18 protein-coding genes are annotated in these 19,549 nt (G+C 70.9%); 7 read left to right on the top strand and 11 right to left on the bottom strand.

Annotation, left to right across the window (positions count from 1 at the left end; translation table 11 throughout):
* Positions 1-103: 103 nt before the first annotated feature.
* Together ACWC2B_RS14520 and ACWC2B_RS14515 are read left to right on the top strand one after the other, a co-directional pair.
* The gene (locus ACWC2B_RS14520; protein WP_053730665.1) at positions 104-313 is read left to right on the top strand and encodes a helix-turn-helix domain-containing protein; all 210 of its coding nucleotides are present in this window, start codon (positions 104-106) and stop codon (positions 311-313) included.
* Positions 313-864 carry a Clp protease N-terminal domain-containing protein gene (locus ACWC2B_RS14515; protein ID WP_450716796.1) on the top strand — a complete coding sequence of 184 codons (552 nt, stop codon included), beginning with the start codon at positions 313-315 and terminating at the stop codon, positions 862-864. Before ACWC2B_RS14520 ends, ACWC2B_RS14515 begins: the two co-directional genes overlap by 1 nt.
* A gap of 377 nt (positions 865-1,241) precedes the next feature.
* Here ACWC2B_RS14515 and ACWC2B_RS14510 read toward each other — a convergent pair whose 3' ends face one another.
* The gene (locus ACWC2B_RS14510; RefSeq protein ID WP_450716795.1) at positions 1,242-2,294 is read right to left on the bottom strand and encodes a helix-turn-helix transcriptional regulator; all 1,053 of its coding nucleotides are present in this window, start codon (positions 2,292-2,294) and stop codon (positions 1,242-1,244) included.
* 1 nt (position 2,295) lies between these two features.
* Positions 2,296-3,198 carry a DUF4097 family beta strand repeat-containing protein gene (locus ACWC2B_RS14505; RefSeq protein WP_450716794.1) on the bottom strand — a complete coding sequence of 301 codons (903 nt, stop codon included), beginning with the start codon at positions 3,196-3,198 and terminating at the stop codon, positions 2,296-2,298.
* Between the two features lie 245 nt (positions 3,199-3,443).
* Between ACWC2B_RS14505 and ACWC2B_RS14500 the strand changes: the two genes are divergently transcribed.
* Complete coding sequence (locus ACWC2B_RS14500; RefSeq protein ID WP_450716793.1) at positions 3,444-4,262, top strand: hypothetical protein; 819 nt, start codon at positions 3,444-3,446, stop codon at positions 4,260-4,262.
* 43 nt (positions 4,263-4,305) lie between these two features.
* On the opposite strand, the gene ACWC2B_RS14495 is transcribed toward ACWC2B_RS14500, so the two are convergent.
* Positions 4,306-4,488: a DUF6104 family protein gene (locus ACWC2B_RS14495; protein ID WP_053730670.1), complete on the bottom strand. Its 183-nt coding sequence runs from the start codon at positions 4,486-4,488 to the stop codon at positions 4,306-4,308.
* Between the two features lie 101 nt (positions 4,489-4,589).
* On the opposite strand from ACWC2B_RS14495, the gene ACWC2B_RS14490 reads away from it, so the two are divergent.
* Positions 4,590-4,787, top strand: coding sequence for a DUF6191 domain-containing protein (locus tag ACWC2B_RS14490; protein WP_450716792.1), 198 nt, complete (start codon positions 4,590-4,592; stop codon positions 4,785-4,787).
* Between the two features lie 112 nt (positions 4,788-4,899).
* Here ACWC2B_RS14490 and ACWC2B_RS14485 read toward each other — a convergent pair whose 3' ends face one another.
* The 4 genes from ACWC2B_RS14485 to ACWC2B_RS14470 form a co-directional block, all read right to left on the bottom strand.
* Entirely contained in the window at positions 4,900-8,718 is a 3,819-nt protein-coding gene (locus ACWC2B_RS14485; RefSeq protein WP_450716791.1) for a multifunctional oxoglutarate decarboxylase/oxoglutarate dehydrogenase thiamine pyrophosphate-binding subunit/dihydrolipoyllysine-residue succinyltransferase subunit, read from the bottom strand.
* A 282-nt stretch (positions 8,719-9,000) separates the two neighbouring features.
* Complete coding sequence (locus ACWC2B_RS14480) at positions 9,001-10,191, bottom strand: HAMP domain-containing sensor histidine kinase (protein WP_450716790.1); 1,191 nt, start codon at positions 10,189-10,191, stop codon at positions 9,001-9,003.
* Entirely contained in the window at positions 10,188-10,925 is a 738-nt protein-coding gene (locus ACWC2B_RS14475) for a response regulator transcription factor (RefSeq protein ID WP_053730675.1), read from the bottom strand. Before ACWC2B_RS14475 ends, ACWC2B_RS14480 begins: the two co-directional genes overlap by 4 nt.
* A gap of 90 nt (positions 10,926-11,015) precedes the next feature.
* Positions 11,016-11,684 carry a spermidine synthase gene (locus ACWC2B_RS14470; protein ID WP_450716789.1) on the bottom strand — a complete coding sequence of 223 codons (669 nt, stop codon included), beginning with the start codon at positions 11,682-11,684 and terminating at the stop codon, positions 11,016-11,018.
* Positions 11,685-12,011: 327 nt separating this feature from the next.
* Between ACWC2B_RS14470 and ACWC2B_RS14465 the strand changes: the two genes are divergently transcribed.
* Positions 12,012-12,791 carry a rhomboid-like protein gene (locus tag ACWC2B_RS14465; protein WP_450716788.1) on the top strand — a complete coding sequence of 260 codons (780 nt, stop codon included), beginning with the start codon at positions 12,012-12,014 and terminating at the stop codon, positions 12,789-12,791.
* A 3-nt stretch (positions 12,792-12,794) separates the two neighbouring features.
* Here ACWC2B_RS14465 and ACWC2B_RS14460 read toward each other — a convergent pair whose 3' ends face one another.
* Together ACWC2B_RS14460 and ACWC2B_RS14455 are read right to left on the bottom strand one after the other, a co-directional pair.
* Entirely contained in the window at positions 12,795-13,781 is a 987-nt protein-coding gene (locus ACWC2B_RS14460) for a DUF3626 domain-containing protein (protein ID WP_450716787.1), read from the bottom strand.
* A 56-nt stretch (positions 13,782-13,837) separates the two neighbouring features.
* Entirely contained in the window at positions 13,838-14,509 is a 672-nt protein-coding gene (locus ACWC2B_RS14455; protein ID WP_450716786.1) for a GNAT family N-acetyltransferase, read from the bottom strand.
* Positions 14,510-14,598: 89 nt separating this feature from the next.
* Here ACWC2B_RS14455 and ACWC2B_RS14450 point away from each other — a divergent pair, with 89 nt between their 5' ends.
* Positions 14,599-14,958, top strand: a complete 360-nt coding sequence (locus ACWC2B_RS14450) for a hypothetical protein (RefSeq protein ID WP_450716785.1) — start codon at positions 14,599-14,601, stop codon at positions 14,956-14,958.
* 211 nt (positions 14,959-15,169) lie between these two features.
* On the opposite strand, the gene ACWC2B_RS14445 is transcribed toward ACWC2B_RS14450, so the two are convergent.
* The gene (locus ACWC2B_RS14445) at positions 15,170-15,511 is read right to left on the bottom strand and encodes a MerR family transcriptional regulator (RefSeq protein ID WP_450716784.1); all 342 of its coding nucleotides are present in this window, start codon (positions 15,509-15,511) and stop codon (positions 15,170-15,172) included.
* A 795-nt stretch (positions 15,512-16,306) separates the two neighbouring features.
* Between ACWC2B_RS14445 and lon the strand changes: the two genes are divergently transcribed.
* Positions 16,307-18,721, top strand: a complete 2,415-nt coding sequence (gene lon, locus ACWC2B_RS14440; protein ID WP_450716783.1) for an endopeptidase La — start codon at positions 16,307-16,309, stop codon at positions 18,719-18,721.
* Between the two features lie 7 nt (positions 18,722-18,728).
* Here lon and ACWC2B_RS14435 read toward each other — a convergent pair whose 3' ends face one another.
* Positions 18,729-19,535 (bottom strand): trypsin-like serine peptidase, encoded by an 807-nt coding sequence (locus ACWC2B_RS14435; RefSeq protein WP_450716782.1) that lies wholly within the window; start codon positions 19,533-19,535, stop codon positions 18,729-18,731.
* Positions 19,536-19,549: the final 14 nt, after the last annotated feature.

Below are 19,549 nucleotides of genomic sequence, written 5' to 3'. Positions count from 1 at the left end.
TACGTGTGCGCGGGGCCGCGGCCTTTTGCGTGGGCTCGGCTCGCGTGGGCTCGGTGTCAACCAGAGTTGACAGGCGAAGGGGTGTCAACGTAAATTGACACCTATGACCGAGGCCACCGATCTCGCCGCACGAGCCGGCGACCGCGACCCGAGGGTCGGACTGCGAGCCGTCGCCGCGCTGCGGCGGCTCCTGGAACAGCTCGAATCCGTACAGGTACGAAGTGCCCGCAACCAGGGCTGGTCATGGCAGGAGATCGCCGCCGAGCTGGGGGTCAGCCGGCAGGCCGTCCACAAGAAGCACGGGAGGAATTGATGTTCGAGCGATTCACGGGGAACGCCCGTGGAGTGGTGACGGGCGCGGTCGAGCACGCCTCGCGTGCGGGGTCCCCGGTGGTGACCGAGGAGCACCTGCTCCTCGCCCTCCTCGACCGCGAGGGCTCCAAGGCGGCCTTCGCGCTCACCTCCCTCGGGGTCACCGACCGGCGCGCCGAAGTCACCGAGGCGCTGGCCGCCGCGCGGCGCCGGGGCGGCATGTCCAAGGCGGACGAGGACGCCCTTGCCGGGCTCGGCATCTCCGTCGAGGAGATCGTGGCGAGGGTCGAGGAGACCCACGGCCCGGGCGCCCTGGCGGCCGCGACCCCCGGCAAGGCGTGGCCCTCGGGCCGCCCCTCCTTTACGAAGGAGTCGAAGAAGGTCCTGGAGAAGTCCCTGAGGATGGCCGTGGCCCGCAAGCAGAAGGAGATCGGCGACGAGCACCTGTTGCTGGCGCTGACCTCGATGCCGGGGTCGGTGGGGGAGGTCCTCGCGGAGTTCGGGGGGACGTATGGGGGTGTGGAGAGGGTGCTGTTCGGCGAGGGTGGGTGAGGGCGGGCGGTTCTGGCGCGGGGCCGCGGAGGGCTCGGCGGAGGGCCGCGCCCCGAGAGGGGCCTTCGCCCCTCGCCCCCTTCGGGCTCCGCCCGGCCCTCCTTCGGGCTCCGCCCGGCCCCCCTTTGTGGTCGTTTCGCTGCGGGCTGTTCGTGGCTGGTCGCGCCGTTCCCCGCGCCCCTGAAAAAACCCGATCGCGGCCTCGCGCCGTATGCGGTTCTCGCGCCGTTCCCCGCGCCCCTGGCAGCGTCGACCCTCGGGGGCTGGGGCTCCCCCCCGGGGCTCAGCTGGTTCAACCCGCTGTACGGGTGGGCGGGTGGCAAGGGCCCGGGGTCTGGGGCGGAGCCCCAGGGGTGGGGCGGGCTTCCTTGTTCTGGCTAGCCCCGGCGGGGGCGCAGGGCCGCCCCGATGTGGGCCGCCGCCGTGGCCAAGTGGTGGCGGGCCTCGGCCAGTTGGGGCTCCGTCACCCCGTGGTCCCGGGCCGCATCCCGGATGTCGTCCCGGAAGCGGTCGAGCAGCCGGTCGAGGTCCCGTGCGGGGTTCCCGGACGGCTCCTCCCGCGCCCACTCCGGCTCCGGCCCGGGCTCGGCGTCCGGCTTGCCGAGATCAATCCGCTCGACCGTGACATCCGCCTCCGGCGAGGACGCGGTCGGCGACGATGCCGGTGGCTGGCCGAACCCGAACCGCCCCAGCTCCTTGGTGATCTCCGCGAGCCCCTCGCGTACGCCCGTCGGCCAGTCGCCCCGCGCGAAGTGCTCCTGCACCTGGCGCTGGACGTCCCGGGCGACCCGCTGCATCTCCTCGCGCGCCTTCTCCTGGGCCTCCTTCGCCTGGCGCCGGGCCTGCTGGGCCTCGTCGCGGGCCCGCCGGGACTCGTCCTTCGCCCGGCGCGCCTGCTCCTTCCACTCCTGCTTCGCGCGCTTGAACTCGTCCTTCGCCTGCTGCCAGGCCTCGCCGTCGCCCCATGCGCTGTCGAAGAAGTCGGAGGCCTCGGGGAACCCCTTCCGGGCGCCCCGGCCGCCGCCCCCGGACGCCTGGCCCGTACGCGCCTCGCGGGCCGCGCGGCGCATGTCGTCGCGGAGGCTGCCCGCCGCACCGCGTACGTCGTCGCGGATCTCGGCGGCGAGTTCGGAGACGGACTCGCGGATCTCCAGCTCCAGATCGGCGAGTTCACCGCCCCGGCCCGCCAACTCCGCGCGGCCCGCGTCGGTGATCGAGTAGACCTTGCGGCCACCCTCGGAGGTGTGCGTGACAAGCCCCTCGGCCTCCAGCTTGGCGAGCCGCGGGTAGACGGTGCCGGCGCTCGGCGCGTACAGCCCCTGGAAGCGCTCCTCAAGCAGCCGGATCACCTCGTACCCGTGGCGCGGCGCCTCGTCGAGCAGCTTGAGGAGGTAGAGGCGGAGGCGGCCGTGGGCGAAGACGGGGGGCATGTCAGAGCACCTTCTTGGTCGAGCCGGCCGAGCCGGACGGGTCGTCGGCGGGGCTGGGCGCGTCCTCGAAGGGCGGTTCCTCGTCCGCCAGCCTGCGCAGGAGCGCGATCGAGCCGGAGACGGTCGTCGCCTTGAGCGTGCCGTTGCCCGCTCCCAGTGTGCCGGTGATCTTCTTCGTGCCCCACTGTCCGCTGACCCGCAGGTCCTCGAACGCGTTGGAGACGGTCCCGCTGGCGGTGTTGGCCTCGACGTGCGCGTCGGCCGGGTGCGGCAGCCGGATGGCGACCTCGCCCGACACCGTGGTCAGCCGGATGTCGGTGGCCTTCGCGCCCGGGTCGAGGTCGAGCAGCATGTCGCCGGTCACCGACTCGGCCGCCACGCAGCCCCCGGCCCCCTCGATGACCGTCAGGTCGCCGGAGACCGACTTGAAGCGGAGCTCGCCGGTGACCGCCTGAGCCTCCAGGTTGCCGGTGACGCTCTCGGCGCGGACCGGGCCCGCCAGCGTCACGAGGGTGGTGTCGCCGCTGACGCCGCGCACCTCCGTACGCCCCCGTATCCCGGAGACCACGGCGCCCGCGCCCACCGTGCCGACCTCGACGTCCGCGTCGGCCGGCACGGCGAGCGAGACCACCGCACTGCGGTCCCAGCCCCTGCGGTCGAGCCACTTGAGGAAGCCGCGCCAGGGCAGGTCCTCGTAGGCGACGGTGAGCGTGGACCCGTTCCGCGTCACGATCAGCGGTGGCCCTTCGACCGACGAGATCTCAAGGCGGGCGGAACTTTCCTCGGTGCCCACCACGTTCACTGTTCCGTTGACGATGCGCACCTGGAGCTTCGTCAACGGCTCGTCGGACTCGTCGAAGGTGAACTTCCGCGAGTCTGGGACGGCCCACGTGGACTCGGACATGTGCTGACCTCCTGGGCGCTGCGAGTGGGTACCGCGGGCGGGTACTACGGGAGTGCGCACCGCGTACTGCGACAGGTCATACTACAAGACGCAACATATCGCGTCTCTCGCTAGACACGATATATCGCGGTCTGGGAAAGTCAAGGGCGGCGATCCCGGCCCATGCCCGCACGGCTCACGTCTGTACAGCTCATATCTGTACGTATATGGCGAAATCGGGCCAAAGATGCCCTAGCGTATGGATCATGTCCGTCGCTCCTGCCGCCGTACCCGGAGCCCTGCTCCTCTGCCGCGCCGAACCCCCGGCGGTCCGCCCGGTCGCCCACCTGCTGCGCGAGCGGATGCTCCTCGCCCCGGCGGGCGACGGCTGGAGCGTGCTGGTCCCCGCGGCCAAACCCTGGCTGACCGGCACCGACCCCGTCGACCAGGTGCTCGCCGGCTGGGCGGGCGCGCTCACGGTCGGGGCGGGCTGGCCCGCGATCGCGCTGTGGTGGGACGACTCCCGGGCGGGCTACACCCTGGCCTCGGGCTTTCGCCGTACGGTCGGCTACATCTGGCTCGCCGACGGCACCCCGGTCGGCGAGAGCGAGGCGATGCGTACGTTCGCTGCCCGGCTGGGCCTCGACCCCGTACTCGACGTGGAGGCGCTCGACGGTCTGACCCGGCCCGATTCGTCCGCCGACGCCCGGGCCCGGCTCCTCGGCCTGATCGCGATCCTGGCCCGCACGGGCGTCGCCCTGCCCGCTGGGCTCACCCCCGGTGAGCCCACCGACCGGCTGCGCTCGGTGGCCGCCGCACAGGGCGCCGAGACGATCGAATGGTCCGGCTGGCGCGATGCCGTACGTGCCGAACTCGACGCGGTCGAGGACAGCCCCCTCGGCCCTTGGGTGCGCGGCCCCAAGGCCCGCCTCCTGGGCGCCGCCCAACTCGCCGCGGGCCTCCCGCTCACGCTCTGGGGCCTCAGGCGCCGCAGCGGCGGCTGGACGGCAGCGGGCGCGATCCTGGTCGCCCACGGGGTACTGAGCCTCGCGTACGACCGGATGCGCGCCCGGCCCTGCGGCTGACGCGTATTACGCGTTCAGTCCCTGGTCTGCTCCGGACCTCGGCTCACTCTTCCTCGTCCTCGTCGTCCAGCCGCGCCAGCCACGTGGCGAGCCGCTCCACAGGAACCTCGAAGTCCGGGTTCAGATCGACGAAGGTACGCAACTGCTCGGCGAGCCACTCGAAGGTGACCTCCTCCTCGCCGCGCCGCTTCTCCAGCTCCTCGATGCCGCGGTCGGTGAAGTACACAACTTGCTCCTGGGACGTACCGGATGTTCGGCCCCAGGGTATCCGGGCCGCCAACCGGGTTACGTTGGATGCTCGGGGACGGCTGACGGAGGTGGCTTCGGATGTTCGGTGGGCTCGACGAGCTCTTCGCGCCCGCGCGGCGGCACACGGAAGAAGAACGCCGCCGGCAGGAGATCACGCTCGACGAGGTCGGCGACTCCGACCCCGGGCGCGGCCCGATAGACCTGGCCAGCGGCAGCGTGGTCATACGCGTGCCCCCGACCGGGGGCGCCGACCACGAGAACGAAGACGAGAGCTGAGAGCCGGCAGTTACGCCGAAGGGCCCGGCATCCCCACCAACTCGGGATGCCGGGCCCTTCGTATGCGTACGGCCGACCGCGTATGACCAGTCGGCCGTACGGCCAGTCGGTACTAGGCCTCGAAGACCTCGTTCACCAGCTGCTCCTGCTCCTGCTCGTGGCGCTTCTTCGAGCCCACCGCCGGGGACGAGCCGTGCGGACGCGAGATGCGGCGCAGGCGCTCGCCGTGCGGCACGTCCGCGCCGACAGCCAGATCCAGGTGGTCGATCAGGTTGAGCGCGATGAACGGCCAGGCACCCTGGTTCGCCGGCTCCTCCTGGGCCCACAGGTACTTCTCGGCGTTCGGGAACTTGGCGATCTCCGCCTGGAGCTCGGCACCCGGCAGCGGGTACAGGCGCTCGATGCGGATGATCGCCGTGTCCGTCGCGCCGCGCTTCTCGCGCTCGGCGGCCAGGTCGTAGTAGACCTTGCCCGCGCAGAAGACGACCTTGCGGACCGCGTTGGCGTCCACGTGCTCGTCGCCGATCACCGGGCGGAAGCCGCCGCTGGTGAACTCCTCGGCCTTCGACGCCGCCGCCTTCAGACGCAGCATCGACTTCGGGGTGAAGACGATGAGCGGCTTGTGGTGCGGGTTGTGGACCTGCCAGCGCAGCAGGTGGAAGTAGTTCGACGGCAGCGTCGGCATCGCGACCGTCATGTTGTTCTGCGCGCACATCTGGAGGAAGCGCTCCGGGCGGGCGGACGAGTGGTCCGGTCCCTGGCCCTCGTAGCCGTGCGGCAGCAGCAGGGTGACGCCGGACGTCTGGCCCCACTTCTGCTCGGCCGAGGAGATGAACTCGTCCACGACCGTCTGGGCGCCGTTGACGAAGTCGCCGAACTGCGCCTCCCACATCACCAGGGACTCGGGACGGGCCAGCGAGTAGCCGTACTCGAAGCCCATCGCCGCGTACTCGGAGAGCAGGGAGTCGTAGACGTTGTAGCGCGCCTGGTCCTCGGAGAGGTACATCAGCGGCGTGTAGTCCTCGCCCGTGACCTGGTCCACCAGGACCGCGTGGCGCTGGCCGAAGGTGCCGCGGCGGGTGTCCTGGCCGGAAAGCCGGACCGGGACGCCCTCCATGAGCAGCGAGCCGATGGCCAGGGTCTCGCCCATGCCCCAGTCGATCGTGCCGTCCTCGACCGAGGCGGCGCGGCGCTGCATCTGCGGCATCAGACGCGGGTGAACCGTGATCCGCTCCGGGATGTTCACCTGCGACTCGGCGATGCGCTTGACGATCTCCTGCGAGACCGCCGTGGTGACCGCGACCGGGAACTGGGCCTGCGGGTCGGTCGAGTGGATCTCGCCCGGCGCCGAGGTGGTGGCCTCGCGGACCTCCGCGAACACCTTCTCCAGCTGGCCCTGGAAGTCCTGCAGGGCCTGCTCGGCCTCTTCCAGGGTGATGTCGCCGCGACCGATGAGCGACTCGGTGTAGAGCTTGCGCACCGAGCGCTTCTTGTCGATCAGGTTGTACATCTGCGGGTTGGTGAACTGCGGGTTGTCGCCCTCGTTGTGACCGCGGCGGCGGTAGCAGATGAGGTCGATCACGACGTCCTTGTTGAACGTCTGGCGGAACTCGAAGGCGAGCCGCGCGACGCGGACCACGGCCTCCGGGTCGTCGCCGTTCACGTGGATGATCGGCGCCTCGATCATGCGGGCCACGTCGGTGGCGTACATGGACGAGCGCGACGACTCCGGGGCGGCGGTGAAGCCGACCTGGTTGTTGATGACGATGTGGACCGTGCCGCCGGTGCGGTAGCCGCGCAGCTGCGACATGTTCAGGGTCTCGGCGACGACACCCTGGCCGGCGAAGGCCGCGTCACCGTGCAGGGCGACGGGCAGGACCGTGAAGTCCGTGCCGCCCTTGTTGATGACGTCCTGCTTGGCGCGGGCGACACCCTCCAGGACCGGGTCGACCGCCTCCAGGTGCGAGGGGTTCGCGACGAGCGAGACCTTGATCTGCTCGCCGTCCAGACCCGTGAAGGTGCCCGAGGCGCCCAGGTGGTACTTCACGTCGCCGGAGCCGTGCATCGACTTCGGGTCGAGGTTGCCCTCGAACTCGCGGAAGATCTGCGCGTACGACTTGCCGACGATGTTGGCGAGCACGTTCAGGCGGCCGCGGTGGGCCATGCCGATGACGACCTCGTCCAGGCGCGACTCGGCGGCGCTGTCGATGACGGCGTCGAGCAGCGGGATGACCGACTCGCCGCCTTCGAGCGAGAAGCGCTTCTGGCCGACGTACTTGGTCTGCAGGAAGGTCTCGAACGCCTCGGCCGCGTTCAGGCGGCGCAGGATGCGCAGCTGCTCCTCGCGCTCCGGCTTGGAGTGCGAGCGCTCGACGCGGTCCTGGATCCACTTGCGCTGCTTGGGGTCCTGGATGTGCATGAACTCGATGCCGGTGGTGCGGCAGTACGAGTCGCGCAGGACGCCGAGGACGTCGCGCAGCTTCATCAGGGACTTGCCGGCGAAGCCGCCGACCGCGAACTCCCGCTCCAGGTCCCACAGGGTGAGGCCGTGCTCGGTGATGTCCAGGTCGGGGTGCTTGCGCTGGCGGTACTCCAGCGGGTCGGTGTCGGCCATGACATGGCCGCGGACCCGGTAGGAGTGGATCAGCTCGAAGACGCGGGCGGCCTTCGTGACGTCGTCGTCGTGCGAGGCGTCGATGTCCTTGAGCCAGCGGACCGGCTCGTAGGGGATCCGAAGCGCCTCGAAGATGTCGTCGTAGAAGCCGTCGTCGCCGAGCAGCAGGTTGGCGACGATGCGCAGGAACTCGCCGGACGCGGCACCCTGGATGACCCGGTGGTCGTACGTCGAGGTGAGGGTCATCACCTTCGAGATGCCCAGCTTGTTCAGGGTGTCCTGGGAGGTGCCCTGGAACTCGGCCGGGTAGTCCATCGAGCCGACGCCCATGATGACCGACTGACCGGGCATCAGACGCGGCACCGAGTGGACGGTGCCGAGCCCGCCGGGGTTGGTCAGCGAGACGGTGACGCCGGTGAAGTCGTCCATCGTCAGCTTGTTGTTCCGGGCGCGGCGGACGATGTCCTCGTACGCCTGCCAGAACTCGAAGAAGTCGAGCGTCTCGGCCTTCTTGATGCCGGCGACGACGAGCTGGCGGTCGCCGTTGGGCTTCACCAGGTCGATGGCCAGGCCGAAGTTGATGTGCTCCGGCTTGACCAGGGTGGGCTTGCCGTCCTTCTCGACGAAGGAGTGGTTCATCGACGGCATGGCCTTGATGGCCTGCACCATCGCGTACCCGATGAGGTGCGTGAAGGAGATCTTCCCGCCCCGGGCGCGCTTGAGGTGGTTGTTGATGACGATGCGGTTGTCGAACAGCAGCTTCACCGGGACCGCGCGCACGGACGTGGCCGTGGGGACCTCGATGGAGGCGTTCATGTTCTTGGCGACCGCGGCGGCGGGGCCGCGCAGCGTCACGAACTCAGGACCGGCCGGGGCTTCGGTCGGCTCGGCCGCCTTCGCCGCGGGCTTGGCGGGCGCGGCAGCGGCAGCGGGCTTCGCCGGAGCCGGAGCCGGAGCCGGAGCAGCGGCCGCGGCCTTGGCCGGCGCGGGAGCTGCGGCCGGGGTGGCCGGCGCCGCGGGTGCCGGAGCGGCCTGGGCCGGTGCGGCCGGAGCCGCGGGCGCGGCTGCCGCAGCCCCCGCGGCTGCGGCAGAGGTGGGAGCACCCTGAACAGGGTTGTCCGCCGTGCCGGTGGCACCCGGCTTGTAGTCGGCGAAGAAGTCCCACCAGGCACGGTCGACCGAATTGGGGTCCTGGAGGTACTGCTGATAGATCTCGTCGACAAGCCACTCATTGGCACCGAAGCCGGCCGCAGGGTTCTTGCCCTGCCCGTCTTGGTCGGTCGAGACGCTCGAATTACTGGGGGACTGAGACGACACGGCGGTAACCGCCCTCTTCCGCTTCACAAGGTGATGGACAGCGGAAATAAAGGCTACGCCTCCCCGGCCGGGACGCGCAGGCCGGGCATGCCACAGTCGTGTAAGTCACACCGGAACCCGGGTTTCGGGGCGTGAAATGGCGGGAAACAAGCGTGGTTCCGCAGCTGCGCGACCCGCTTCGGGTACGCGACAGCGCGGCTGCGGGCCCCCTGGCCCGCACCCCTGATCGACCGCTTCTGCTGAACACCACGCAGAACGGCTGCTTCCGGTTCGAACTTTACGTCAACTTTGCGGGCGCGGGGTGCCCGGGAGGGTGACCTGGATCCGGCAGCCGCGGGTGGATTCGGCCACGCCGATCCGGCCACCGTGGAGATCCACCGCCCAGCGCGCGATCGCGAGGCCGAGTCCCGTACCGCCGTCGCTGCCCGGGCCGTGCGGGGACGGCGCGGTGCCGCGGTTGAACCGCTCGAAGACCCGGTGCCACTCCGACTGCGGGATGCCGGGCCCCTCGTCCAGGACCTCCAGGTCGAGCGACTCGGGCTGCGGGCCGCGCCGGGCCCGTACGGTCACCCGGCCGTGTGGCGGGGAGTGCTTGACCGCGTTGTCGATGAGATTCGCCACGACCTGGTGCAGCCGCTCCGCGTCCGCGTGCGCGGTCAGTTCGGGCGGCGAGACGTCCAGGTGGAGGTGGACGTCGGCGCGCTGGTGGTTGCCCGAGCCGGAGGACAGCTTGCGCTGGGCGGCCGCCAGATTGGCTTCCTTGAGGACGCCCGACAGGTACGGCCACACCTCGAAGCGGTGGGCCCGCAGCGTCACGACGCCGTTGTCCAGGCGGGAGAGGTCGAGCAGCGTCTCGACCAGGCGGCCCAGGCGCTCGGTCTGCTTGAGGGCGGTGCGCATCGTCTCCGGGTCGGCCGCGGAGACCCCGTCCACGACGTTCTCCAGGACCGCGCGCAGCGCCGCGATGGGCGTGCGCAGCTCGTGCGAGACATTCGCCACGAGTTCCTTGCGGTGCCGGTCCACGGCCTCCAGATCGTCGGCCATGCGGTTGATCGTGCCCGCGAGGTCGCCGAGCTCGTCGCGGCGGTCGGCGCCGCGCACCCGGCGCGTGTAGTCCCCGTGCGAGATGGCGCGGGCGACGGTGTTCATCTCGTCCAGCGGGGCGGTGAGCCCGTGCGCGACGAACTGGGTGATCAGCAGGGTCGCTATCACCGAGAAGACCGTGATGAAGCGGAGCTCGGTGCGGGTCTGCAGGGCCACCATGAGCAGCCCGGTCGTGATGAAGACGGAGACCACGACCAGCGTGCCGAGCTTGGTCTTGATCGATATGGAGACCGACCGCAGCCCCGCCACGATCTGGCCGCGCAGTCCGCGCCTGGCCCTGGCCCACCCGCCGCGCCTGGCCGGCTCGTCCCAGCCGGGCCGTTCGCCGCTGCCGCGCAGCTGCCGGGCCCGGTCTCCGGCCCGGCTCATGGCGCCGGGGTCTCCAGCGCGTAGCCGACGCCGTGGACCGTACGGATGCGCTCGGCCCCGATCTTCCGGCGCAGCGCCTTGATGTGGCTGTCCACGGTGCGGGTGCCGGACGCGTCGGCCCAGTCCCACACCTCGGCGAGCAGCTGCTCGCGGGACAGTACGGCGCGCGGCGTGTTCGCCAGGCAGCTCAGCAGGTCGAACTCGGTCGGCGTCAGGTGGACGTCCTCGCCGCGCACCCGTACCCGGCGCTGCGCGTGGTCGATCTCCAGCTCGCCGAGGCGCAGTATGCCCGTGCGCGGCGTGGTGGCGGCCAGCGCGGCCCGCTCGACCCGGCGCAGCAGGACGTGCACCCGGGCCGCGAGCTCGCGCATCGAGAACGGCTTGGTCATGTAGTCGTCCGCGCCGACGCCGAGCCCGACGAGCATGTCCGTCTCGTCGTCGCGCGCCGTCAGCATGAGGACCGGCACGGGCCGCCGGGCCTGGACCCGGCGGCAGACCTCCAGGCCGTCGAAGCCCGGCAGCATGATGTCGAGGACCATCAGGTCCGGCTGCCAGGCCTCGGCCGTGTCGACGGCGGCGGGGCCGTCGACGGCCGTCTGCACCTGGAAGCCCTCGGCCCGCAGACGGGCCGCGATGGCGTCGACGATCGTCGTGTCGTCCTCGACGACCAGCACCCTGCGCTGAGCGCCCGGGGTCGCCGCGACGCCGTTGTGGCCGGTGTGTGTCTGCTCCATCGGTTGCCCCGCCCTGACTGTGCTCGCCCGGGGATCCGTGGGGTGATCCCCTGTGTCGGTCAGAGACTAGAGGCACTTTCCGTATCTCGGCTACGCAGGGCGAACGCCGAGATGGACCACGTCAGGGACGCCCCGGGCAACTCGGATCTCTTTGGTATTTACCCCGGTGAATCCGGCATTCCGGAGAGCCTGTTCAAAGGCTGCGGACGGCTGCGCGGACCACACGGCGAGCACCCCGCCGGGGTTCAACCGCCTTGCGCAGTGGGCGAGTCCGGCCGGTGAGTACAGCCCGCCGTTGCCCTCGGTGACGGTCCAGTCGGGCCCGTTGTCGATGTCGAGGCAGAGCGCGTCGAAGGTGTCCTGTGCCGTACGTACGTAATCGACCAGATCTACATGGATGATCCGGGTACGCGAATCGGACAGAGCCGGGCCGGAAATGGCGTCAAGTGGGCCCCTGCGGTGCCAGTCGATGATGGCCTGTTCCCTCTCCACCACGGCGATTTGGCCCCAGCGGGGGTCCTGCGCCGCGTGTGCGAGCGAGAAGCCGACGCCGAGCCCGCCGATGAGGAGCGAGGGCCGGGCGGCGCGTGGCGAAAGTGTGTCGTACGCCGCATCGATGAGGAGGCGTTCCGAGCGGCCGTCCGAAGTGTCCATGAGGAAGCACCCGTTGGCGATGATCTCGAAACGCGCTCCGCGCTGCCGCAGCACGACTTCCCCGTGGGGTCCCTGGCGCCGGTCGAGGGTGGCGATGTCGTCCATGCGGCAGAGGATGCCGTGTCCGGCGGCGCGGCGCACGCGAGTTGCCCCCGGACGCTCGGGACGTGTCAAAGGTTGTCCGATGTGGCGTACGCCATAGACGGGGCAGGAGTCGTTCGCGGAAGGTGAGCCGTTGTAGAGGGGTATCAAGAGTGTTGTAGCGAGGCATCAACGAGTACGGAACGCAGAGCGGCGCAGCACGCGCAACGCAGCACTCGGAACACAATCCACGAACCACGGAACACGATCCACGCAACACGGCCGAAGAACGCGGGCGTGGCTTGATTCGGGGCGGGCGCGTGCCACGCCCCGGGGGAGGGGCCTCACCCGGTGCACCCGCTGGAAACCCGCCGTCCCGCCACGGCAGAGGGCCCCTTGCCGACGGGCCTTGAGGCGATACCCGCCCCACTCGACGCGATACCGGCCCAGCAGCCGAAGCCGGAGCCGGTGGACACACCGCCCTCCCGCGTCCCTGGCGTACGAGTCGGCCTCACCCGAGCCCGCCAACCGCTGCCCACGCCCACGACGACACCGTTCGCCTTCGGCTACGCGGTGCTGCTCCTGGTGACCTCGCTGTACACGGACTACGGCGACCCGGACACGGTGGACACCCTGCTCCAGGCGTCGAGCACCGACGTGGCCCACCTGGCGAGGACACCGGTCCTGGCGATCTTCGGGAGCGCGCTGTGGATAGCGGGAGGCATCGCCTCCCCGTACGCCGTGGTCTTCATCTTCGTCCTGGCCGCGCTGGAACGCCGCATCGGCGGATGGCGCACGGCGGGGGTCTTCCTGCTCGGCCACGTGGTGGCGACCCTGGTCACGGAGGTGCCGGTGGCCCTCTCCGTCCTCGCGGGCCACCTCCCCGAGAGCTCCCTGCACCGCCTGGACTACGGCATCAGCTTCGGCCTGATGGCAACGGTGGGCGCCCTGACGGGCCTGCTGGCCCCCCTGTTCCGCTGGACGACCCTGGCGGTGGTGGGCGCGCTGCTGCTCGAAGACCTGCTGGACATGGTGGAACCCCTGGCGGCCTGGGGCCACCCGGTGGCCCTCCTGGTGGGGCTGGCCTGCTGGCCGGCGGTACGCCGCGTACGCCGGACGAACCGGGGCTGATTCTCAGGCCCGTACCTCGGGTCTCCCGTACCGGGCGAGCACGTGCCACAGCTGCTTGACGTACTGGAGCACCTCGTCCTGCGTGCCGAACTCGGCCCATGCCTGCGGCTCGCGGACGACGGACGCCGCCGCGTGGCCCAGCACCTCGGCATTCAGCAGGCCGTCGGCGGCGTGGTCACGGCAGACCCGGGCGGCCAGTGGCACCATGACGGGCCCCCGGAACTCCGCGTCCACCTCGTGCGGCGCGAGCGCGAACCCGGCGTGCCACTCGACCGGCACCCCGGTCGAAGCGAGCAGCCGGGCGGTTCGCGTACCCCGGAGCGACGGGTCGAGCACCAGAGCCTCCGCGTCCCGGGCGAGCACGACCGGGCCGTGCACCTGCGCCTCGACGTATCCGTCCAAGGCTCGCCCGTGCTCGCCCGAAGGCTTCCGGCGGACATCGGTGCCGCCCTCGGCAAGCCCGGCGAGGACGGACGTGAAGGCGTCGGAGGTCCCTACGTCCTTCGGCCCAAGATGGCTGTCGCCGTGGCAGAAGGTGGCCCGGTGGTTCACCTCGGCGCGCAGCCGCACATGGCAGGAGCCGAAGCGGGGCGCGGCGCCGTCCGGGTGGCCGAGCAGGTTGAGCGCCCCGTACTTGGGCCGCTCCCCGTGCCGTACGCCGTCGGCGTGGTAGGCGCCGCCGAACAGATCCCGCTCCCACTCGTCCCGCGCCCCGCCGGGGAAGGCGGTGCGGCCTCCGTTGGACAGGCCCGTCTCGTACTGGCTCCGGTAGAGCCCGTCCGCCGCGAGCGCCTCGGCGACGGTCTGCCCGTCGGCCGGGCGCAGCCGGTCCGGGTGGAAGTTCAGGGTGATCCGAGCACGGGTCATGACGTACGAGGTGAGTGCCTCCGCGTCCACGCCACCCAGCCTGGTATCGGCCAGGCGCGCGGCCGATCGTGCGGCGGTGCGGACGTGGGCGAGCGCGGCGGTCTGGGCGGAGGTGAGCCTCATGCCCGCCGAATGTAGGCGAGCGGCCCCGGCGCCCGCCCCCGGTTTTCCGGCGGCCCTCAGCCCGCCGACGGCTTGAAGTACAGGCTCGCCATGGGGGAGCGGGTCCTCCAGCCCAGGGCCGAGTACAGGGCCTGGCCCTCCGGGGTGCCGACCAGGATTCCCGTCCTGGCACCCGCTTCGTACGCCGTGTTCTGCAGGGTGCGCATCACCAGGCTGCCCAGGCCTCGGCGCTGGTGGTCGGGGGCGGTTTCGATCTGGTCGGCCACGGCGGTCGGGCCGGTCGGGGCTATCTGGCCGCGGGCCGCGAAGTGGCCTTCTGTCGTGCGGACCAGGACTCGGGTCACGCCGGCCCGGGTCCAGGTCGTGAGGGTGTAGCCGGTCGGTGTCGCCGGTCGCTCGGCGGTCAGCGGGGCCGTCATCAGGAAGCCGGGCTGGTCGAACTGCCAGCCCTCGGCGAGCCAGGGCCGTACGGTGTCGTCGTCGGCGAACAGTTTCAGCCAGGTGCCGGGCGCGCTCGTCGCGGCCACCAGTGCGCGGACATCCGCCTCCGAAGGGGCTGGCAGCACGTGGCGCGACACGTGGTTGGCCTGTCCGGCGTCGATCGTCCAGCCCCACGGCCGGTCGATCGGGTCCGAGGTTCCGCGCGAAACGACCCAGCCGTCGATCCAGGCCCGTACCAGCGTGCCGATCGTGGCTCGAACGGGTGCGGTTGCCGCCGTCAACGTCATTGCTGCCCCCTGGTTAGTAATGGGTGAAGTGCCTATGGGTACCTTACGCCTCGGTTCGGGTCTGTCTGCGGTGACTAGAATCGCTTCCCATGTCGAAGCCTGACGAACTGCTTGTTGACGTCGCTGCCCTGGTGGAGTCCGGGCACAGCAATCAGATGACTCTGACCGTGGTCGCCGGTGGTGCTGTCATCACGGGACGGCTGGCTCCCGAAGCGGTCTGGAGGCAGCGGGTGTCCGAGGTCCTGGCGGACTCGGCCAGCCTGAATGAATTCTCCGCCGTCTTCACCACCACGACGCGTGAGCAGAAGGCGCCCACGCATCTGCATTTCCATGTGGCGCGGATCCTGCAGGGCACGGTGGGGATCCCGGAGACGGGCGGGATGTACCGCGTGGCGATCGATGACGTCAGTGCTTGGACCATGGGCGACTTCAGCTACTCCGACCACTGAATACTCCGACCACCGAACTGAACACACCGCCGCGCGCCGACGAACCCGGTACGCGGTGAGGGTCCGGCCGGCACCTGCCGGTCGGACCCTCACTGTTGTTCTGGTGGCGGCTCGCGCCTGCCCGTCGGTCATGCGGCGGCAGGGGCACCGAGCATCGCGGGAGCCCGCTGGAGTGGGCCGGGGCGCGCTCAGGCGCGGCGGTGTGGGCCACTCAGCCTGCGGTCGTCGACTTCCCCGATTCGGCGGCGGCCCGGCGGTATTCGGCGTTGATGCGCTGGGCTTCTTCGAGCTGGTCTTCGAGGATGACGATGCGGCAGGCGGCCTCGATGGGGGTGCCCTGGTCGACGAGCTCCCGGGCGCGTGCGGCCATGCGCAGCTGGTAGCGGGAGTAGCGGCGGTGGCCACCCTCGGAACGCAGCGGGGTGATGAGGCGGGCTTCTCCGACGGCGCGGAGGAAGCCCTGTGTGGTGCCGAGCATCTCGGCGGCCCGGCCCATCGTGTAGGCGGGATAGTCGTCGTCGTCGAGACGGCCGAACGAGTCGTCTGCTGTCATTTGCACCTCTCTGTGGAACGCGTCGAGGGGCCCGAGCGCCTTATGGCACCCGGGCCCCGAAGGAACTGCTACACCATCTGCCGGCCCTGGTACTGCGCCGGCTTTCTGTTTCCGCCGACCCGACCTGGAAGTTGTCGGGGCCGCGGGGATCGCGGTTGCTTGACCGGAGACCACCTCACTATCGATGTCCTGCGGTACCCGGGCTCAAAGCTCTGCCCGGGCGATCCTGATGGCGCCTGGCTCCTCCGTTCTTCCCTCTGGGATCGATCACTTGCGTACTGCTGGTACTGCTCTTTCGGGTACTGCACTCGCGGGTAATGCACCTGCGTGAACTGCGGTACTGCTCTCGGCGGCCCCTGATCACTGCGGGCCACCCGGTCCGGCGGTCAGCCCCGTCACCGTCCTGCGAACAAACCTGGCTCCGGGACTCCACCGCCGTACCGTCCTGCGAACTGCGACTGCGGTTACCGCTGCCCGGCAGTTCGTCTCTGCCGGGCCCTGTTGTCTCTCTGGCTACGAGAGAAACCATAGCTACGCCGCCACCCAATGTCTACTCCGGCCGACATAGATTTCCGTGACTCGGGCGGAGAGATAGTCGGTATCGGATGCGGTGCCGCGTACGCCGCGACCGGGTGCGCCGCGCCCGGTCGAGCCGCGCCGGAGGTGTACCGGAAACTCGCGCCGCAACCCGCGACACTCCCCGTGATCGCTCAGAGCGAACACCGTTCGGGGAACATTCCTCGACTCAGGTGCATTGAGTCGGCATAGCTCAACTTGACTGCCGAAGGGGAGATCATGGCTGCCGAGTCCACGGCGTACACACCGACCAACCTGCCCGTGCTGCCGCTCGACGACGAGGTCGTGCTGCCCGGCATGGTGGTTCCGCTGGACCTGTCCGATGCCGAGGTGCGGGCCGCCGTCGAGGCCGCGCAGGCCGCCGCGCGGCCCGATCAGGGGAAGCCGCAGGTGCTGCTCGTGCCGCGGATCGACGGAACGTACGCCGGGACCGGTGTGCTCGGGACCGTCGAGCAGGTCGGCCGGCTTTCCGACGGCGACCCGGGTGCCCTCATCCGGGGCCGCCACCGCGTGCGGATCGGGGCCGGGACCACCGGGCCCGGGGCCGCGCTGTGGGTGGAGGGCGCGCGGGTCGAGGAGACCCTGCCCGAACCGCTGCCGGGCCAGGTGACCGAACTGGTCAAGGAGTACAAGGCGCTCGCCACCGACTGGCTGAAGAAGCGCGGGGCCTGGCAGGTCGTCGACCGGGTCCAGCAGATCGACGATGTCTCCGCGCTCGCCGACAACGCCGGGTACTCGCCGTTCCTCACCACTGCCCAGAAGGTCGAGCTCCTGGAGGCGACCGACCCGGTCGCCCGCCTCAAGCTCGCCACCGAGCAGCTCCGCGAGCACCTCGCCGAGCAGGACGTCGCCGAGTCCATCGCCAAGGACGTACAGGAAGGCGTGGACAAGCAGCAGCGTGAGTTCCTGCTGCGCCGCCAACTGGACGCCGTGCGCAAGGAGTTGCGCGAGCTCAACGGCGAGGGCGGCGAGGAGGACGAGAGCGACGACTACCGTGCCCGCGTCGAGGCCGCCGACCTGCCCGAGAAGGTCCGCGAGGCCGCCCTCAAGGAGGTCGACAAGCTGGAGCGGTCCAGTGACCAGTCGCCCGAGGGCTCCTGGATCCGCACCTGGCTCGACACCGTCCTTGAACTGCCCTGGAACGAGACCACCGAGGACGTGTACGACATCCCGGGCGCGCAGGAGATCCTCGATGCCGAGCACGCGGGCCTGAAGGACGTGAAGGAGCGGATCACGGAATACCTGGCGGTGCGCAAACGACGCGCCGACCGGGGGCTCGGGGTCGTCGGCGGCCGCCGCGGCGGCGCCGTGCTCGCGCTGGTCGGGCCGCCCGGCGTCGGCAAGACCTCGCTCGGCGAGTCCGTGGCCCACGCCATGGGCCGCAAGTTCGTCCGCGTCGCGCTGGGCGGCGTACGCGACGAGGCCGAGATCCGCGGCCACCGGCGCACCTACGTCGGCGCCCTGCCCGGCCGGATCGTACGGGCCATCAAGGAGGCCGGGTCCATGAACCCGGTCGTGCTGCTCGACGAGATCGACAAGGTGGGCTCCGACTTCCGGGGCGACCCGGCGGCTGCCCTGCTCGAAGTCCTCGACCCGGCGCAGAACCACACCTTCCGCGACCACTACCTGGAGGTCGAGCTCGACCTGAGCGATGTCGTGTTCCTCGCGACGGCGAACGTCCTGGAAGCCATTCCGGAGGCGCTGCTCGACCGTATGGAACTCGTCCGGCTCGACGGCTACACCGAGGACGAGAAGGTCGTCATCGCCCGGGACCACCTGCTGCCGCGCCAGCTGGAGCGGGCCGGTCTGGAGCCCGGCGAGGTCGTCCTCGAAGACGCCTCGCTGCGCAAGCTCGCGGGGGAGTACACCCGGGAGGCCGGCGTACGGAACCTGGAGCGCTCGATCGCCCGGCTGCTGCGCAAGGTGGCGGCCCAGCATGAACTGGGCGGCCAGGAGCTGCCGTTCACCATCACCCCCGACGGCCTGCGCACCCTGATCGGGCGCCCGCACCACGTGCCCGAGTCCGCCCAGGACCCGGCCGAGCGGCGCACCGCGGTGCCCGGCGTGGCCACCGGCCTCGCCGTCACCGGGGCCGGCGGCGACGTCCTGTTCGTCGAGGCGTCCCTCGCCGACCCGGAAACGGGCGCCGCGGGCCTGACCCTCACCGGTCAGCTCGGCGACGTGATGAAGGAGTCCGCGCAGATCGCGCTGAGCTTCCTGCGCTCGCACGGAGCCGAACTGGAGCTTCCGGTGGGGGACTTGAAGGACCGGGGCGTGCACGTCCACTTCCCGGCGGGCGCGGTCCCCAAGGACGGCCCGAGCGCCGGCATCACCCTGGTCACCGCGCTGTCCTCGCTGCTCTCGGGGCGCCAGGTCCGTACCGACGTGGCGATGACCGGTGAGGTGTCGCTGACCGGGCGGGTGCTGCCGATCGGCGGCCTCAAGCAGAAGCTGCTCGCCGCGCACCGGGCCGGGATCACGACCGTGGTGATCCCCAAGCGGAACGAGGCGGACCTGGACGACGTCCCGGCGGAGGTCCTCCAGAAGCTGGAGGTCCACCCCGTGACGGACGTCCGCCAGGTCCTGGAGATCGCGCTCTCCCCGGCGGAGGTCGCCGTCGCCTCGGCCGCGTGAGGAACGGCTACGCCTTCGTGGCCCGCTCGTACAGCGAGCGGGCCTTCGCGTCGAACAGGGCCGCCGTCGACTCGGTGTCCGTGTCGCCGCCGCTCAACACGCCGATGATCCGGCCCAGTTGGTCCGGTCCGCGGTAGCCGGACAGCCAGGGGCTGCCGCTCGTGCCGACCCAGAAGCCGCCGCACTCCATGCGCATCATCGCGGGCTCGTCGGGGTCCCGGTGGACGTCGGTGGTGCACATGACCGGCCGGTTGTCGGGGTTGTGGTCCTCTTCCGGGTAGCCGACGACGGTCACCCGCTGCTCGGGGCCCGCGCCCCAGTCGGGTGCCGCGGCGCCGACCACGCTCTGCACGCTGCGGCCCTGCGCGTCCGGCTCGACGGTGAGGAAGGCGTAGTCCACCGCGTCGCTCTGCTCCGCGGTCCACTGGTCGTCCACCTGGACGGCCCGCACCTTCCACTTCCCGTACGGATACGTCCCCTTGGCCGCCCCGGAGAAGCCCGGCGCGAACTCCAGGGAGCCGAGGGACTCGCCCGCGGTGCAGTGCGCGGCGGTGGCGATGACGTTGCCGCGCGGGCTGTCCACCACGCTGGCCGTGCAGTAATGGCCGTCGCCGTTGACCAGCACGCCGACCGACGCCACCTTCGCGGCCGGGACGGCGCTGGTCTGGGTGCCGGGCTGCGCGGCCTGCGGGGCGGCGCTCGGGGAACTCTCCGGCTGCGGTTCCGAAGCCGCGGGCCCGCCGCACCCCGCACCGCCGGCCACGACGACCGCCGCCAGGGCCACCGCCCGGAACACCACTCCCAACCTGCGCATGCCCCCCATCCTTA

This window comes from Streptomyces sp. NPDC001415, assembly GCF_053597395.1.
Note: the sequence above shows the minus strand (reverse complement) of the source record. Positions and strands in the feature narration are given on the sequence as shown.

Bases quoted from the DNA above. Each gene is read 5' to 3' on its own strand.
- ACWC2B_RS14520 (WP_053730665.1), top strand. From the start codon at position 104: ATGACCGAGGCCACCGATCTCGCCGCACGAGCCGGCGACCGCGACCCG.
- ACWC2B_RS14515 (WP_450716796.1), top strand. From the start codon at position 313: ATGTTCGAGCGATTCACGGGGAACGCCCGTGGAGTGGTGACGGGCGCG.
- ACWC2B_RS14510 (WP_450716795.1), bottom strand. From the start codon at position 2,294: ATGCCCCCCGTCTTCGCCCACGGCCGCCTCCGCCTCTACCTCCTCAAG.
- ACWC2B_RS14505 (WP_450716794.1), bottom strand. From the start codon at position 3,198: ATGTCCGAGTCCACGTGGGCCGTCCCAGACTCGCGGAAGTTCACCTTC.
- ACWC2B_RS14500 (WP_450716793.1), top strand. From the start codon at position 3,444: ATGTCCGTCGCTCCTGCCGCCGTACCCGGAGCCCTGCTCCTCTGCCGC.
- ACWC2B_RS14490 (WP_450716792.1), top strand. From the start codon at position 4,590: ATGTTCGGTGGGCTCGACGAGCTCTTCGCGCCCGCGCGGCGGCACACG.
- ACWC2B_RS14480 (WP_450716790.1), bottom strand. From the start codon at position 10,191: ATGAGCCGGGCCGGAGACCGGGCCCGGCAGCTGCGCGGCAGCGGCGAA.
- ACWC2B_RS14475 (WP_053730675.1), bottom strand. From the start codon at position 10,925: ATGGAGCAGACACACACCGGCCACAACGGCGTCGCGGCGACCCCGGGC.
- ACWC2B_RS14470 (WP_450716789.1), bottom strand. From the start codon at position 11,684: ATGGACGACATCGCCACCCTCGACCGGCGCCAGGGACCCCACGGGGAA.
- ACWC2B_RS14460 (WP_450716787.1), bottom strand. From the start codon at position 13,781: ATGAGGCTCACCTCCGCCCAGACCGCCGCGCTCGCCCACGTCCGCACC.
- ACWC2B_RS14455 (WP_450716786.1), bottom strand. From the start codon at position 14,509: ATGACGTTGACGGCGGCAACCGCACCCGTTCGAGCCACGATCGGCACG.
- ACWC2B_RS14450 (WP_450716785.1), top strand. From the start codon at position 14,599: ATGTCGAAGCCTGACGAACTGCTTGTTGACGTCGCTGCCCTGGTGGAG.
- ACWC2B_RS14445 (WP_450716784.1), bottom strand. From the start codon at position 15,511: ATGACAGCAGACGACTCGTTCGGCCGTCTCGACGACGACGACTATCCC.
- lon (WP_450716783.1), top strand. From the start codon at position 16,307: ATGGCTGCCGAGTCCACGGCGTACACACCGACCAACCTGCCCGTGCTG.
- ACWC2B_RS14435 (WP_450716782.1), bottom strand. From the start codon at position 19,535: ATGCGCAGGTTGGGAGTGGTGTTCCGGGCGGTGGCCCTGGCGGCGGTC.